This window comes from Pseudomonas sp. RIT357, assembly GCF_000632245.1.
GTDB lineage: Bacteria > Pseudomonadota > Gammaproteobacteria > Pseudomonadales > Pseudomonadaceae > Aquipseudomonas > Aquipseudomonas sivasensis.
Window position 1 is genome coordinate 104370 of record NZ_JFYX01000046.1, and the last position, 14231, is coordinate 118600.

General features: G+C 59.9%; 12 protein-coding genes. 2 read left to right on the forward strand and 10 right to left on the reverse strand.

Features of this window, described 5'->3' with window-relative positions; genetic code table 11:
- Nucleotides 1-273 precede the first annotated feature (273 nt).
- Nucleotides 274-969, forward strand: coding sequence for a response regulator transcription factor (locus BW43_RS05385; protein WP_032890237.1), 696 nt, complete (start codon nucleotides 274-276; stop codon nucleotides 967-969).
- Between the two features lie 7 nt (nucleotides 970-976).
- Here the strand turns inward: BW43_RS05385 and BW43_RS05380 are convergent, their stop codons facing one another.
- The 10 genes from BW43_RS05380 to BW43_RS05335 all read right to left on the reverse strand — a co-directional run bounded on the left by BW43_RS05380 (nucleotide 977) and on the right by BW43_RS05335 (nucleotide 13775).
- Complete coding sequence (locus BW43_RS05380; protein ID WP_032890239.1) at nucleotides 977-1597, reverse strand: TetR/AcrR family transcriptional regulator; 621 nt, start codon at nucleotides 1595-1597, stop codon at nucleotides 977-979.
- A 27-nt stretch (nucleotides 1598-1624) separates the two neighbouring features.
- Nucleotides 1625-3307, reverse strand: a complete 1683-nt coding sequence (gene phaC / locus BW43_RS05375) for a class II poly(R)-hydroxyalkanoic acid synthase (RefSeq protein ID WP_032890241.1) — start codon at nucleotides 3305-3307, stop codon at nucleotides 1625-1627.
- Nucleotides 3308-3395: 88 nt separating this feature from the next.
- Nucleotides 3396-4241, reverse strand: coding sequence for a poly(3-hydroxyalkanoate) depolymerase (phaZ, locus tag BW43_RS05370; RefSeq protein ID WP_032890243.1), 846 nt, complete (start codon nucleotides 4239-4241; stop codon nucleotides 3396-3398).
- 144 nt (nucleotides 4242-4385) lie between these two features.
- A complete protein-coding gene (phaC, locus tag BW43_RS05365) occupies nucleotides 4386-6065 on the reverse strand; it encodes a class II poly(R)-hydroxyalkanoic acid synthase (protein ID WP_032890246.1) in 1680 nt (559 codons plus the stop codon).
- A 249-nt stretch (nucleotides 6066-6314) separates the two neighbouring features.
- On the reverse strand, nucleotides 6315-6692 hold the full coding sequence (locus BW43_RS05360) for a gamma-butyrobetaine hydroxylase-like domain-containing protein (protein WP_032890248.1): 378 nt from the start codon (nucleotides 6690-6692) through the stop codon (nucleotides 6315-6317).
- A 149-nt stretch (nucleotides 6693-6841) separates the two neighbouring features.
- The gene (gene hslU, locus BW43_RS05355; protein WP_032890250.1) at nucleotides 6842-8179 is read right to left on the reverse strand and encodes an ATP-dependent protease ATPase subunit HslU; all 1338 of its coding nucleotides are present in this window, start codon (nucleotides 8177-8179) and stop codon (nucleotides 6842-6844) included.
- Nucleotides 8180-8216: 37 nt separating this feature from the next.
- A complete protein-coding gene (gene hslV, locus BW43_RS05350) occupies nucleotides 8217-8747 on the reverse strand; it encodes an ATP-dependent protease subunit HslV (protein ID WP_010563201.1) in 531 nt (176 codons plus the stop codon).
- A 258-nt stretch (nucleotides 8748-9005) separates the two neighbouring features.
- The gene (locus BW43_RS05345) at nucleotides 9006-9707 is read right to left on the reverse strand and encodes an SPOR domain-containing protein (RefSeq protein ID WP_027605014.1); all 702 of its coding nucleotides are present in this window, start codon (nucleotides 9705-9707) and stop codon (nucleotides 9006-9008) included.
- Nucleotide 9708: 1 nt separating this feature from the next.
- Nucleotides 9709-11445, reverse strand: coding sequence for an arginine--tRNA ligase (argS, locus tag BW43_RS05340; protein ID WP_032890252.1), 1737 nt, complete (start codon nucleotides 11443-11445; stop codon nucleotides 9709-9711).
- Nucleotides 11446-11555: 110 nt separating this feature from the next.
- The gene (locus BW43_RS05335; protein WP_032890254.1) at nucleotides 11556-13775 is read right to left on the reverse strand and encodes a primosomal protein N'; all 2220 of its coding nucleotides are present in this window, start codon (nucleotides 13773-13775) and stop codon (nucleotides 11556-11558) included.
- 222 nt (nucleotides 13776-13997) lie between these two features.
- Here BW43_RS05335 and rpmE point away from each other — a divergent pair, with 222 nt between their 5' ends.
- Complete coding sequence (gene rpmE / locus BW43_RS05330; protein WP_032890256.1) at nucleotides 13998-14228, forward strand: 50S ribosomal protein L31; 231 nt, start codon at nucleotides 13998-14000, stop codon at nucleotides 14226-14228.
- Nucleotides 14229-14231: the final 3 nt, after the last annotated feature.

The window sequence follows — 14231 nt, forward strand, 5'->3', positions numbered from 1 at the left end:
GTGTTTCGAGTTCTACTCGAATGGCGGAAGGCATAATTTGTCTGGGAGTGCGAACTTCATCTATAGAAAAGTGCTGAGTTTTATTTCGTAATTATTCGAAAACTTTTTAGCTTAAGACTTTTCTGTAGGACTAATGTTTTTCTGTAGGAGCGTGCTGAAGGACTTGCGCTTATTGCCCCGTAGTATTGATGCCTGACTGTAACTGGGTATACCGTAATTGCAGCACGCGTATTCAAAGGTGCGGTGTTGTATTTACTTATGCGGGTTTTTTGTATGCCTACTTCTATGCCCACTACGTACACCGTCATGCTTTTAGATGACCATGAGATGGTTCGGCAGGGAATTGAGCTGGGCTTGAGCGCTGCGCCTGACCTTGATGTGATCGGCTCTTTCGGCACGGCTGGGGAACTGCTGGAAGCGCTTACTCGGCGACCTCCGAACGTTGTGGTCATGGACTTTGTCCTGGCACCATCGGACAGCGACGGCCTCAGCCTGATCCAGGCCCTGAGCAGGCGCTTCAGCCAGTGCAGGCCACTGATCGTGTGTTCGCATTACACGCCTGCCACGGTTTCATTGTCTTTGAAGGCAGGATGTTGGGGGGTACTGGGCAAGACCCAGAACTTGACCGAACTGGTGACGGCCATTCGAACGGTTGCTCAAGGCCGTATTTACTTGAAGCCGTGTATGGTGCCCGCACTGCAGGGTATGCAATCAATACTTGATGTTCTCAATATGAAATCGAGAGTGGAGCCTTCAACTTCGTTGCAAATGAACGCTTGCCTAACACCTAAAGAGCAGGAAGTGTTGAGGTGTTTTCTCGATGGTATGACGGTAAATTCAATTGCTGCGAAGTTTTCGCGTAGTGCAAGTACCATCAGCACGCAAAAGCAATCGGCGTATCGCAAGTTGGGCATTAGCAGTGATAGCGAACTCTTCAAGTTCAGTTACCAGTTCGGCGAGCCGGGATGACGGCCCGTCAAACGGGCTCATCCAAATAACGCAGCGCCAACCGCTCCGTCGTCAGCCGTGTCGGCAATAGCAGGTGCGGCGCTACCAGCATCATGATCTGGTACACCACGACCCGTATCTCGCCTTCGCGATCAAGTATCCGCTGGTAATCCAGGGAAAACAGCAAGGTCATGGTGATCTGTTCCACCAATTGCCCCAGTGCCTGCGTGTCACTGACCACTTGCCCCGCTGCCTTCAATCGCGCCAGCAATGATGCCAGGGTACGTTTGAGCGCTGTAAGCAGGTTGCGAATGCCTTTGGCAAGCTTCGGTAGGCGTCCGGCCAAGTTGGACAAGTCCTGGAAAAGAAACCGGTAGTGGGCCATTCGCTCGACAATCAGGTGCAGGAACAGCCAGTAATCCTCAGCCTTCAATTGTGCGTCTGCGGGCGGATCAAGCAACGGCGCCAGCTCACCTTGAAAACGCTCAAAAAGCCCAATGATCAGCGGCTCCTTGCCATGGAAGTGGTAGTAGAGGTTGCCGGGGCTGATCCCCATTTCATTGGCCACCTCCATGGTTGATACATTCGGCTCGCCCTTTTGGTTGAACAACTGCAGGGCGCATTCAAGGATACGGTCGCGGGTCTTCATCCAGTCTTCTTAATGTGATCGTTGAGCTCAGCGCACTCGCACATAGGTGCCCGGCGCCGCTTCCATCGGTGGGTAATTCTGGTTGCCCAGAGCCGTGAGGGTTTCGCGTTGCACGCCCGAGCGCTGCTGGATCCACTCCAGCCATTGCGGCCACCAACTGCCTTCGACATGGTTGGCGTCGTAGTACCAGGCGCGTGGGTCGCTGCTCAGTTTCTGGTTCTCGACGTAGTTGGCCTTGGGGTTGCCCGGAGGGTTGAGGATGCTCTGGATATGCCCGCTGTTGGACAGTACGAAGCGCCGCTCGCCGCCCAGCAATTGTGTGGAGCGATACACCGCGTCCCACGGCGTAATGTGGTCGTTGATGCCGGCCACGCTGAAGCTGTCCACGGTGACCTTTTGCAAGTCAATGGGCGTGCCGCATACCTCCAGGCCGCCGGGATGGCTCAGCGGGTTGTGCTTGAAGAAGTCCAGCAGGTCGCCATGCAGCGCGGCGGGCAGGCGCGTGTTGTCGTTATTCCAGTACAGGATGTCGAAGGCCGGCGGTTCCTTGCCCAACAGGTAGTTGTTGATCCAGTAATTCCAGATCAGGTCATTGGGGCGCATCCAGGCGAAGACCTTGGCCATGTCGCGCCCATCCAGCACTCCCTCTTGATAGGAGCGGCGTTTGGCGGCTTCCAGGGTTTGCTCGTCGGCGAACAGGGTGGCGGGGCTGTCGATCTGGCTGTCCAGCAGGCTCACCAGGTAGCTGGCGCTGGAGATGCGGCGTAGCTGACGCTTGGCCTGCAAGTGGCCTTGCAAGGCGGCGATGGTCAGGCCGCCGGCGCAGGCACCCATCAGGTTGACTTCTCGGGCGCCGGTGATTGCCCGGCATACGTTAAGCGCTTCCTCCAGCGCCGCAACGTAGGTGGACAGGCCCCACTCGCGGTGGCGCACATCCGGGTTGCGCCAGCTGACCATAAAGGTCTGCAGTCCGTTTTTGAGCGCGTACTGCACAAAGCTGTTGGCCGGGCTCAAGTCGAAAATGTAGTACTTGTTGATCTGCGGCGGCACGATCAGCAGTGGCTTGGCGTACTGTTTTTCGCTCATGGGCTTGTACTGGATCAGCTCCAGCAGCTCATTGCGAAACACCACCGAGCCAGGGGTGGTGGCAACCGTCTTGCCAACTTCGAACGCGTGCTTGCTCACTTGGCGTGGCAAGCCGTTGTTGTGCAGCAGGTCTTCGAACAAATTGGCCACACCGCGCACCACGCTGTTGCCGCCGGAGTTGAGCAACTCTTTGACGGCCAGCGGGTTGAGCAGGGTGTTGGAGGGTGAGACGGCATCGTTGAGCAGGGAGAAGGCGAAGTGTGCGCGGGCCCGGTCATCGGCGCTCAGGGCGCTGTCGTCGATCCAGTGACGTGTCTGCTTCTGCCAGCTCAAATAGGCTTGCAGACTTCGGCGGTAGAGCGGGTTGAGCTTCCAGGTGGGATCGCTGAAGCGGCTGTCATGGGGGTTGGGCTCGTGCACGGTCTCGCCCAACAGCACCCGACCCAACTGGCCGCTCAAGGCCCAGGCATGCCGTGCGGTGTGCACCGGGTTGCGCAAGCTGTGGGCGGCGACGCTGCGCAAGGTCGAGAGCAAGTCCCTGCCCCTGAGGCCGGTGATCGCATTTTGCGCATTGATGAACGCAGCAGGGGTAGGCGCCGGGTTCGTCACGGGTCTTTCTCGCATGAGCCAACACTCCTTCGTCTAGCCATCAAACAGGCACGCCAATTCAGAACCATAGTCGGTTCCTGGCAAGTTGCGCGGCGTTGCGTCCTTACACCGCCGGGCGTGGATGAATCACTGCACGCATTCGCTCCTCTTCCAAGAACTTCATGATGATCGGCGCCACGGCTTCGGCCCGGGTGATCAAGAACAGGTGGCCGTCATCGATGATGTGCAATTGCGCATTGGGGATGCGCCAAGCCAGCATGCGCATATTGATCAAGGGGATCAGCGGGTCGTCGTCCCCCGCCAGCACCAGGGTGGGCTGGCGGATCTTGTGCAGCCAATGGATGCTGGTCCAGCCCAGCCCGGCGAACAGCTGCCAGTAGTAACCGAGTTTGCCGGCAGATCGCACCTTGCTCGCATGTTCGGCGGCGAGGTTCGAGTCGCGGCGGAAAGAACCGCCGTAAATCATCGGCGCGATACGCACCACATGGGACGGTTGGATGTAGCGGCGTGGGCTTGCCATCAGCCACAAAACCTTGGGCTTACCCGGCACCATCACTGCGCCAGCCGCCGTGGCTGCCAGGATCAGTTTCTTGCAGCGCTCCGGGTAGTCATAGGCAAACTGTTGCGCCAGCGCACCACCCCAGGACACGCCTACGGCGTTGACCTGGCCGTAGTCGAGATAGTCGAGCATGCGCGCGGTGAGCTTGGCCAGGCCGGGAAAACGATAGGGCCGCTTGGGGGTAGATGAGCCGCCGACGCCTGGCACATCGAATGCAATCACCTCCAGGTCCGGGTCCAGGGCCTGGACGAACGGAAACACCAACTCAAGGTTGGCGCCGATGCCGTTGAAGATCAGCAGCGGCGTCAAGTGAGGCTTGCCCGGGCGCACCGCCGTGCGGATGGTCTGGCCATCCAGGTCGATGGTGCGGAAGATGAACGGTTGCGGCATGCTCAAGCCCTGTGAGGTAGTCCGGTAGGTATTGGGTCAACGTGGGAGGGGGCTTGCTCCCGATAGCATCAACGCGGTGTAGCAGGCGCTCCGTGTCGCCTGCATCGGGAGCAAGCCCCCTCCCACATTTGATCCCATTTCAATCTAACGCTCGTGTACGTAGGTTCCAGGTGCCGCTTCGGCTGCGGCGTAGGTTTTGTTGCCTAATGTCGTCGGCGCCTTCTTCAGCTTCCCGGCGCGCTCTGCCTGCCATACCTGCCAGTGCAGCCACCAGGAATCGGTGTGCTTGGTTGCGTTCTCCTGCCATTCCAGAGGCTTGCCCGCGAGGCTGTCGCTGGTCTGGTAGCGCGCCTTGGGGTTGCCCGGTGGGTTGAGAATGCTCTGGATATGCCCGCTGCTGGACAGCACAAATTCCACTTTGCCGCCAAACAACTGCGCCGACTTGTAGCAAGACTGCCAGGGAGTGATGTGATCGTTGGTGCCGGCCAGTGAATAAATATCCGCCGTGACCTGCTTGAGGTCGATGGGCGTGCCGCACACTTCCAGTGCGTTGGCGCGAACCAGCGGGTTGTTTTTGAACAGTTCGATCAGGTCGCCATGGAAGGCGGCCGGCAAACGTGTGGTGTCGTTGTTCCAGAACAGGATGTCGAACACCGGCGGCTCGTTGCCCAGCAGGTAGTTATTGACCCAGTAGTTCCAGATCAGGTCGTTGGGGCGCATCCAGGCGAATACCTTGGCCATGTCGCGGCCTTCCAGCACGCCGGCCTGGTAGGAATGGCGCTTGGCCGCTTCCAGGGTCTGCTCATCCACAAACAGCGCCACCTGGGTGTCCAGGGTGGTGTCCAGCACACTCACCAGCAAGGTCAGGGCGTTGACCTTCTTCTCACCCAGCGCCGCGTAGTGGCCGAGCAGAGCGGTGCAGGTAATGCCGCCGGAGCAGGCGCCGAGCATGTTGATGTCTTTGCTGCCGGTGATCGCCGTGACCACATCGACCGCTTCCTTGAGCGCCTCGATATAGGTCGACAGGCCCCATTCACGCTGGGCCTTGGTCGGGTTTCGCCAACTGACGATAAAGGTTTGCTGGCCGTTGCGCAGGCAGAAGCGCGCCAGGCTCTTTTCCGGGCTCAGGTCGAATACGTAGAATTTGTTGATCTGCGGCGGTACGACCAGCAGCGGGCGCTCATGCACCTGCTCGGTGATTGGCTTGTACTGGATCAGCTCCAGCACGTCGTTGCGAAACACCACCGCGCCTTCAGTGGTGCCAAGGGACTTGCCCACTTCAAAGGCGCCCATGTTGACCTGGCTCGGCATGCCGCCGTTGTGCACCATGTCCTTGGCCAAATGTGACAGGCCGTCGAGCAGGCTTTTACCGCCGGTTTCAAAGAAGCGTTTGACTGCCGCCGGGTTGGCTGCGCTGTTGGTGGGGGCCATGGCTTCGGTCATCAGGTTGATTACGAAGTGGCCGCGGCTGATGTCCTGGTCCGACAGGTTGCTGTCGCCAATCCAGTCATGCAGTTCCTTGCGCCACGCCAGGTAGGTTTGCAGGTAGCGCTTGTAGAGCGGGTTCTGGCTCCAGGCCGGGTCGTGGAAGCGACGGTCGTCGCTCTCAGGCACCAGCTCCGATTTGCCGAACATCACATTCTTCAATTCAACGCCAAAGTGGGCGACGTGCTTGGCGCTGTGCAACGGTTGCTTGATGGCTTGGGTCAGCACCATCTTGGCCGAGGCCAGTAAATCCTTTTTGCGTAACGCGATGATCGGGTTGAGCCCCAGGGTGTTTTCCGAGGCCTGGCGTTTCAAGTCATCGTTGTTCTTGTTACTCATCTACGACGCTCCATTGTCCGAAAGACGAGTACCGGGTACCGCCGTGCACCAAGTTTCGATACACAACACAAGCCTGGTACTGCGACTCGGGTGACCGTTGATACCGCATCGTCAAATGCAGGGAACTTGCCAGTTCCATTGGTTACCCGAGTTTAATTTTTTTCGCAAGCGGGCCAATCGTTGACCACGCGACAGGGCATTCAAACAGATGAAATTAGAAAATGCCCTCTAATGAGCGAGAAGCCTGGACTAGAGCATCAGCCGCACGACCGACTGACTCGGGTCGCGGGTTTTGCCGGCGGCTTTGAGCTCGGCGAGATAATCGGTCCACAACGCGTCCTGACGCACGGCCAATTGATAGAGGTAGTCCCAAGTGAACAGTCCGCTGTCATGCCCATCGTCGAAGGTCAATTTCAGTGCGTACTGACCGGCCGGTTCTACTTTGATCAACTTAACGTTGAGCTTGCCGAATTGCAGGATGGGTTTGCCGTGGCCCTGGACCTCGGCGGAAGGCGAGTGGGTGCGCAGCAGTTCGGCGGGAAGTTGGTATACCTCGTCGGGCCCGTAGGTGAGGCCGAGGGTGTTTGAGGTTTTGTGCAGGTTTACAGCAGTAGGAAACTTGGCCATATGAGGTGCTCTTGAATAAACCGGCTTAAAAATGTGGGAGGGGGCTTGCCCCCGATTGCAGTGGGTCAGCTATAGATAAGCTGACTGATCCACCGCTATCGGGGGCAAGCCCCCTCCCACATTTGAAGCAAAGCAGTTCTGTGTGAGGCTTACAGAATATACCGCGACAAGTCTTCGTTCTGTGCCAATTCGCCCAAGTGGCTGTTGACGTATTCGGCGTCGATCTTGATCGCCTCGCCATTCTGCGCACCGGCCATGTCGCCGGCGCTGAAAGACACTTCCTCAAGCAAGCGCTCAAGCAACGTGTGCAGGCGACGTGCGCCGATGTTTTCGGTCTTCTCGTTGACCTGCCACGCGATCTCAGCCAAGCGCTTGATACCGTCCGGCAGGAACTCAATGCCCAGGCCTTCGGTTTTCAACAGCTCGCGATACTGCTCAGTGAGCGACGCATGCGGTTCGCTGAGGATGCGTTCGAAGTCGCCAGGGGTCAGTGCCTTCAGCTCTACGCGAATCGGCAGACGACCTTGCAACTCCGGCACCAGGTCGCTTGGCTTGCTCAGGTGGAACGCACCGGAAGCGATAAACAGGATGTGGTCGGTCTTGACCATGCCCAGCTTGGTGTTCACGGTGCAGCCTTCGATCAGCGGCAGCAGGTCGCGCTGTACGCCTTCGCGGGACACATCGACGCCGCCGGAATTGCCGCGCTTGGCCACCTTGTCGATCTCGTCGATAAACACGATGCCATGCTGCTCGACAGCTTCCAGGGCTTTGGCCTTGAGCTCTTCCTCATTCACCAGGCGCCCGGCTTCTTCGTCGCGTACCAGCTTGAGCGCCTCTTTCACCTTGAGCTTTCGGCTTTTCTTCTTGCCCTTGCCCATGTTGGCGAACAGGTTCTGCAACTGGCTGGTCATTTCTTCCATGCCAGGCGGTGCGGAAATATCGACGCCGGAGACCTCGGCGACTTCAATCTCGATTTCCTTGTCATCCAACTGGCCTTCACGCAGGCGTTTGCGGAACAGTTGGCGGGTGTTGGAATCGGACGACGGCGCGGCGTCTTCGTTGAAACCCATGCGTGCCGGTGGCAACAGGGCATCGAGGATGCGTTCTTCGGCGGCGTCTTCGGCGCGGTGGCTGACCTTGGTCACTTCCTGTTCGCGCAGCATCTTCAGGGCGGCGTCGGCCAGATCACGGATGATCGACTCGACGTCACGGCCCACATAGCCGACTTCGGTGAACTTGGTCGCTTCGACCTTGATGAACGGGGCATTGGCCAACTTGGCCAGGCGCCGGGCGATTTCGGTTTTACCGACACCGGTCGGGCCGATCATCAGGATGTTCTTCGGTGTTACTTCAACGCGTAATTCTTCGGGCAGTTGCATCCGGCGCCAGCGGTTACGCAGCGCGATGGCAACGGCGCGCTTGGCATCGTCCTGGCCGATGATATGGCGGTTGAGTTCATGGACGATTTCGCGGGGAGTCATGGACATAGTTTTTGGCGGCCTCAAGCGGGAATAAGCCTACGGCTTACTCGGCGAGGTCCTGCTCCTCAATGGTGAAGTTGTGGTTGGTGAACACGCAAATGTCGCCGGCGATACCCAGGGCGGTTTCGACGATTTCGCGGGCCGACAGGTCGGTTTTCTTCAACAGTGCGCTCGCCGCGGCCTGGGCGTAACCGCCACCGGAGCCCATGGCGATCAAGCCGTGCTCGGGTTCAACCACATCGCCGTTGCCGGTGATGATCAGCGAAGCGTCTTTGTTTGCTACAGCCAGCATGGCTTCCAGGCGGCTGAGGGAGCGGTCGGTGCGCCATTCTTTAGCGAGCTCCACAGCGGCGCGCACAAGGTGGCCCTGATGTTTCTCAAGCTGGCCTTCGAAACGCTCGAAGAGGGTAAAAGCGTCGGCGGTAGCGCCAGCAAAGCCGGCGAGCACCTGGCCGTGGTACAGGCGACGGACTTTCTTCGCGTTGCCTTTCATCACGGTATTACCCAGGGAAACCTGTCCGTCGCCGCCCATGACGACTTTGCCGTGGCGACGTACTGAAACGATGGTGGTCAAGGGGAGAGTCTCCACGCAGCGGGGCGAAAATGCCCTGATGGAAACTCATATGGGGGTGGCGGGGGGGATTTCAACCGTAGGGGTTTATGGCGGACGAGTGGTGTTTATCGGTCTGACACACATTTCAGAGCGCTGCAAAACCAAATGTGGGAGGGGGCTTGCCCCCGATGGCGGAGTGTCAGTCAATGAATCTGGTGACTGATACACCGCCATCGGGGGCAAGCCCCCTCCCACATTAATGCTGTTGTGTCTTCGAAATCAGCGGCTCTGGCGTTGTTGTAACAACAGGTTGCTAAACCCTGCGCCGGCCAATTGTTTCTGTGCCACGGTCAGCTGTTCGCGGTTGCTGAACGGCCCCACCAGGACGCGATACCAGGTCGCGTCCTTTACAGTGCCCGACTCCACCGTCACCGTCTGGCCCAGCAGAATAATCTGCGCACGCACACGATCCGCATCCGCCTGTTTCGGGAACGAGCCCGCTTGCAGGAAGAACTTGGTCACAGGTGCGGCTTTGGTCTCCGCAACCGGTGGTGCGGGCGGCGGAGTAATCCCGGCCAGTGCTGCCTGGGCCCGCGCAGTGTCGATTTTCGCGGCTTCCGCTGGGGTCACCGGGGTGGTCGGCACTTGCGGCGTCGGCAGGGTTTTCTCCGGCACGGCGTCAGGCGGCACGATCACTTCCGATTCCGGCAGCAGCGTATAGAAGTCGTACTTCGGCTTTACCGGTGCCGTTGGGCTCGGTGCAGTCTTGTTAGCTTCAGCCATTTTCGTGGCTTTCTGCTGTTCCTGTTTGACCCGTTTGACGTCATCGCCCTGGCCTGGGTCCAGCTTCATCAGGAACACGATAAACGCGCCAACCGTGAGGCCGATGGCCATCCACAACCAGCCCGGAATCGGCTTCTTCGCCGGGGCCTGGTAGCGGCTGGCGCCGCGCTTGGGTGCAGGTTTTTTCTTGGCAGCCAACTTACATACGCTCCAGAGTTTCCAGGCCCAACAGTTCCAGGCCTTGCTTGAGGGTCCGTCCAGCCAGTGCGGCGAGGCGCAGGCGGCTTTGCTTCTGGGCTTCGTCGTCGGCGGTGAGGATCGGGCAGTTCTCGTAGAAGCTGGAGAACAATCCGGCGACTTCATACAGGTAGGTGCAGAGGATATGCGGCGTGCCTTTCTCGCCGACGCTGTTCAGCACTTCGCCGAATTGCGCCAGTTTGGCGGCCAGTTCCTGTTCATGAGGCGCGTCCAGCACGATCTGGCCTTCGACTTCGCTGAAGTCCTTGCCCAGCTTGCGGAACACACCGGCCACGCGGGTGTAGGCGTACAGCAGGTACGGCGCGGTGTTGCCTTCGAAGTTGAGCATCAGTTCGAAGTTGAAGCTGTAGTCGCTGGTGCGGTGCTTGGACAGGTCGGCGTATTTCACCGCGCCAATCCCCACTACGCGGGCGATGTTGCGCAGGTCGGCTTCGGCCAGCTCCGGGTTCTTTTCCTTCACCAGGTTGTAGGCACGCTCTTGGGCTTCGTTCAGCAGGTCGATCAGCTTCACGGTGCCGCCGTCGCGGGTCTTGAACGGACGGCCATCGGCGCCGTTCATGGTGCCGAAGCCCATGTGTTCCATGTGCATCGGGTGGGTGATGAAGCCCGCACGGCGCGCCACTTCGAACACCTGCTGGAAGTGCAGGGCTTGGCGCTGGTCGACGAAATACAGCGCGCGATCCGCCTTGAGCACGCCACTACGGTAGCGCACGGCGGCCAGGTCGGTGGTGGCGTAGAGGTAGCCACCATCGGCCTTGACGATGATCACCGGCAGCGGTTCGCCGTCGGCGGTCTTGAATTCTTCGAGGAACACGCACTGCGCGCCGTTGCTCTCGACCAGCAGGCCCTTGGCCTTGAGGTCGTTGACCACGTTGATCAGGTCGTCGTTGTAGGCGCTTTCACCCATCACGTCGGCCATGGTCAACTTGACGTTGAGCAGCTCGTAGATTTCCTGGCAGTGGGACAGCGAGATATCACGGAAGCGGCCCCACAGATCCAGGCATTCCTTGTCGCCGGCCTGCAGTTTCACCACCAGGCCACGGGCCCGGTCGGCGAACTCTTCGGATTCATCGAAACGCTTTTTGGCGGCGCGGTAGAAGTTCTCCAGGTCCGACAGCTCGTTGCTGGTGATCGGGTTTTCCTGCAGATAAGCCATCAGCATGCCGAACTGGGTGCCCCAGTCGCCCACGTGGTTCTGGCGGATCACGGTGTCGCCCAGAAACTCCAGCACCCGCGCCACGCCATCGCCAATGATGGTCGAGCGCAGGTGGCCGACGTGCATCTCTTTGGCGAGGTTAGGTGCCGACAGGTCAATGGCCACGCGCTGAGCCGGGCCGGCCTTACGTACGCCGATCTTGGCATCGGCGAGGGCTGCATCCAGGCGCGAAGCCAGGGCCTGGGTGTTTTGGAAGAAGTTGATAAAGCCAGGGCCGGCGATTTCGGCCTTGGTCACACTCTCATCAGCCGGCAGCGCGGCGATGATTTTTTCCGCCAGGTCGCGCGGCTTCATGCCAGCCGGCTTGGACAGCATCATCGCGATGTTGCTGGCGAAGTCGCCGTGGGTCTTGTCTCGGGTGTTTTCCACCTGGATCGCCGGCGTCAGGCCTTCAGGCAACACACCTTCGTTGACGAGTTGGGTGAGGGCTTGTTGGATCAGCTGGCGAATGGTGTCTTTCATGGTGTTCTCTTTCGACCGCAAGCGGCGGCGCGCGATGCGCAGGTGGAAAAACTGGGCATTATCCGTGGCGAGGGCGGGCTTGCCAACCTTCGTGGGACCTGTGGCCTGGGTTAATACAAATCTACCGGGTCTACATCCAACGACCATCGCACTTGTCGGCCGCTGGGCATTTGCTCCAGGGCAAGCAGCCAGCTACTTAATAGTCGATGCAGCGGTGCGCGTGAGGTTGCCTGCAAGAGTAGCTGAGCGCGATAGCGTCCGGCGCGGCGCTCCATGGGCGCGGGCACCGGGCCGAGCAGTTCGATGCCGGTCAGGCTCAGTTCGCTCAGTAAACCTTCGGCGACGCTGCATGCTTCATCAAGAAAACCTTCGGCCTGGCCGGGCTTGTGCGCTTCTGCTCGCAGCAATGCCAGGTGCGCAAACGGCGGCAGGCCGGCGGAACGGCGCTCGCTCAGTGCTTGTTCGGCGAAGGCAAAATAGCCTTGTTCGGTCAGTTGGATCAGCAAAGGGTGGTCAGCGAGGTGCGTCTGAATAATCACCTTGCCCGGTTCCTCCGCGCGCCCGGCACGACCCGCGACCTGCACGATCAACTGCGCCATGCGCTCGCTGGCGCGGAAGTCCCCGGAGAACAAACCACCGTCGGCATCCAGGATCGACACCAGTGTCACCCGTGGAAAGTGGTGCCCTTTGGCGAGCATCTGCGTGCCCACCAAGATGCAAGGCTGGCCTTTCTGAATAGTGGCGAACAGCTGATTCATCGCGTCTTTGCGCGACGTGCTATCGCGGTCGACTCGCAGTACCGGGTAATCCGGAAACAGAATGCCCAAGCGCTCTTCGGCACGTTCGGTGCCCGCGCCCACCGGACGCAGGTCCACCTTGCCGCACTGCGGGCAATGGCGAGGCACACGTTCCACATGGCCGCAGTGGTGGCAGCGCAGCTCGCCGTGGCGTTGGTGCACGGTCATGCGCGCATCGCAGCGCTCGCACTCAGACATCCAGCCGCAGTCATGGCACAGCAGTGTCGGCGCAAAGCCGCGGCGGTTGAGAAAGACCAATACTTGCTGTCCAGCGGCAAGGGTCTGGCCGATGGCTTGCTGCATCGGCCCGGAAATGCCGCTGTCCAGCGGACGGCTTTTGACGTCCAGGCGCATGAAGCGAGGCTGCTTGGCGCCGCCAGCGCGCTCATTCAAGCGTAGGAGCCCATAACGGCCGGTGTAGGCGTTGTGCAGGCTTTCCAGGGATGGGGTAGCCGAACCGAGCACAATCGGAATGTCTTCCTGGCGCGCGCGCACCAGTGCGAGGTCGCGGGCGTGGTAACGCAGGCCTTCCTGCTGTTTATAGGAGCCGTCGTGCTCCTCGTCGATGATGATCAGGCCGGGGTTTTTCATCGGCGTAAACAGCGCCGAACGGGTGCCGATAATAATGTCAGCTTCGCCATCTCGCGCGGCCAGCCACGACTCGAGACGTTCACGGTCGTTGACCGCCGAGTGCACCAGTGCGATGCGAGCGTTGAAGCGCTGTTCGAAACGCGCCAGGGTTTGCGGGCCGAGGTTGATCTCAGGGATCAACACCAGTGCCTGCTTGCCGGCCTGCAGGGTTTCGCGGATCAACTGCAAATAGACTTCGGTCTTGCCGCTGCCGGTGACGCCGGCCAGCAGGAACGCATGGAAACTGTCGAAACCTGCGCGAATCGCTTCATACGCCGCGCGTTGCTCGGGGTTCAGCGGTAATTCCGGCTGGGCCAGCCAATGTTCGTGGCGCGGGTCGGGGGCGTGCTTGCGGATTTCCACCTGCACCAGGCCTTTGGCTAGCAGCAGGTCGAGGCTGTCCTTGCTCAGCATCAGCTTGCTCAATAGCTGATGCGCTACGCCGTGTGGATGCTGGGCCAGGGTTGCCAGGGCTTCACGCTGGCGCGGGGCACGGGCGATGCGCGGGTCATCGAGACGGGCACCGGGCACCGTCGACCAGAAACGCTCCTGGCGTGCTTCGGCCAACTCGCCCTGACGCAACAGCACCGGCAGCGCCCAGCTCAAGGTGTCGCCCAGGCTGTGCTGGTAATACTGGGCGGTCCATAGGCACAGCTTGAATAGCGCGGGCGGCAATGGTGCGGTGGCGTCCAGGATGGCCAGGGCCGGTTTGAGCTTTTCGGCCGGGACTTCGCTGTGATCGGCGACTTCTATCAGAACGCCGATCATTTCCCGTCGGCCAAAGGGTACGCGCACGCGCATGCCTGGCTGCAATTGCGCTCGCAGCACGCCGGCCGGGGCCCGGTAGTCGAACAGGCGGCGCAGGGGCGAGGGCAGGGCTAGGCGCAAAATGGCGTCGGGCACGCGGGGTTCCATATAAGGAGGGTGATGAGGAAGGGCGGGAGCCTAGCAGACAGGGCAAGGCTTGGGTATGCCATGGTTTTCTGATGAAAGGAGCTTTTATGTTGGGAATCGGCCGCAAGGGCCGCTTGCGCGTTTAAAAAGGTCTGGTAGAATCCGCGGCCTAATTACGTGCGGTATTCGACAATAGTGTCGAGTGGCGGCACGCTAGCCCGAGGAAGTGCCATGAAAGCCGATATCCATCCAGCGTACGAAACCATCGAAGTAACCTGCAGCTGCGGCAACAAGTTCGAAACTCGCTCGAACCTGTGCAAGCCACTGGGTACTGACGTATGCAACGAGTGCCACCCGTTCTACACCGGTAAGCAGAAGACTCTGGACACCGGCGGCCGCGTACAGCGCTTCGCAGATCGCTTTGGTGCTTTCGGCAAGAAGCCTGCTACTCAAGCAGAGTAAGGC

Bases quoted from the DNA above. Each gene is read 5' to 3' on its own strand.
- BW43_RS05385 (WP_032890237.1), top strand. From the start codon at position 274: ATGCCTACTTCTATGCCCACTACGTACACCGTCATGCTTTTAGATGAC.
- BW43_RS05380 (WP_032890239.1), bottom strand. From the start codon at position 1,597: ATGAAGACCCGCGACCGTATCCTTGAATGCGCCCTGCAGTTGTTCAAC.
- phaC (WP_032890241.1), bottom strand. From the start codon at position 3,307: ATGCGAGAAAGACCCGTGACGAACCCGGCGCCTACCCCTGCTGCGTTC.
- phaZ (WP_032890243.1), bottom strand. From the start codon at position 4,241: ATGCCGCAACCGTTCATCTTCCGCACCATCGACCTGGATGGCCAGACC.
- phaC (WP_032890246.1), bottom strand. From the start codon at position 6,065: ATGAGTAACAAGAACAACGATGACTTGAAACGCCAGGCCTCGGAAAAC.
- BW43_RS05360 (WP_032890248.1), bottom strand. From the start codon at position 6,692: ATGGCCAAGTTTCCTACTGCTGTAAACCTGCACAAAACCTCAAACACC.
- hslU (WP_032890250.1), bottom strand. From the start codon at position 8,179: ATGTCCATGACTCCCCGCGAAATCGTCCATGAACTCAACCGCCATATC.
- argS (WP_032890252.1), bottom strand. From the start codon at position 11,445: ATGAAAGACACCATTCGCCAGCTGATCCAACAAGCCCTCACCCAACTC.
- rpmE (WP_032890256.1), top strand. From the start codon at position 13,998: ATGAAAGCCGATATCCATCCAGCGTACGAAACCATCGAAGTAACCTGC.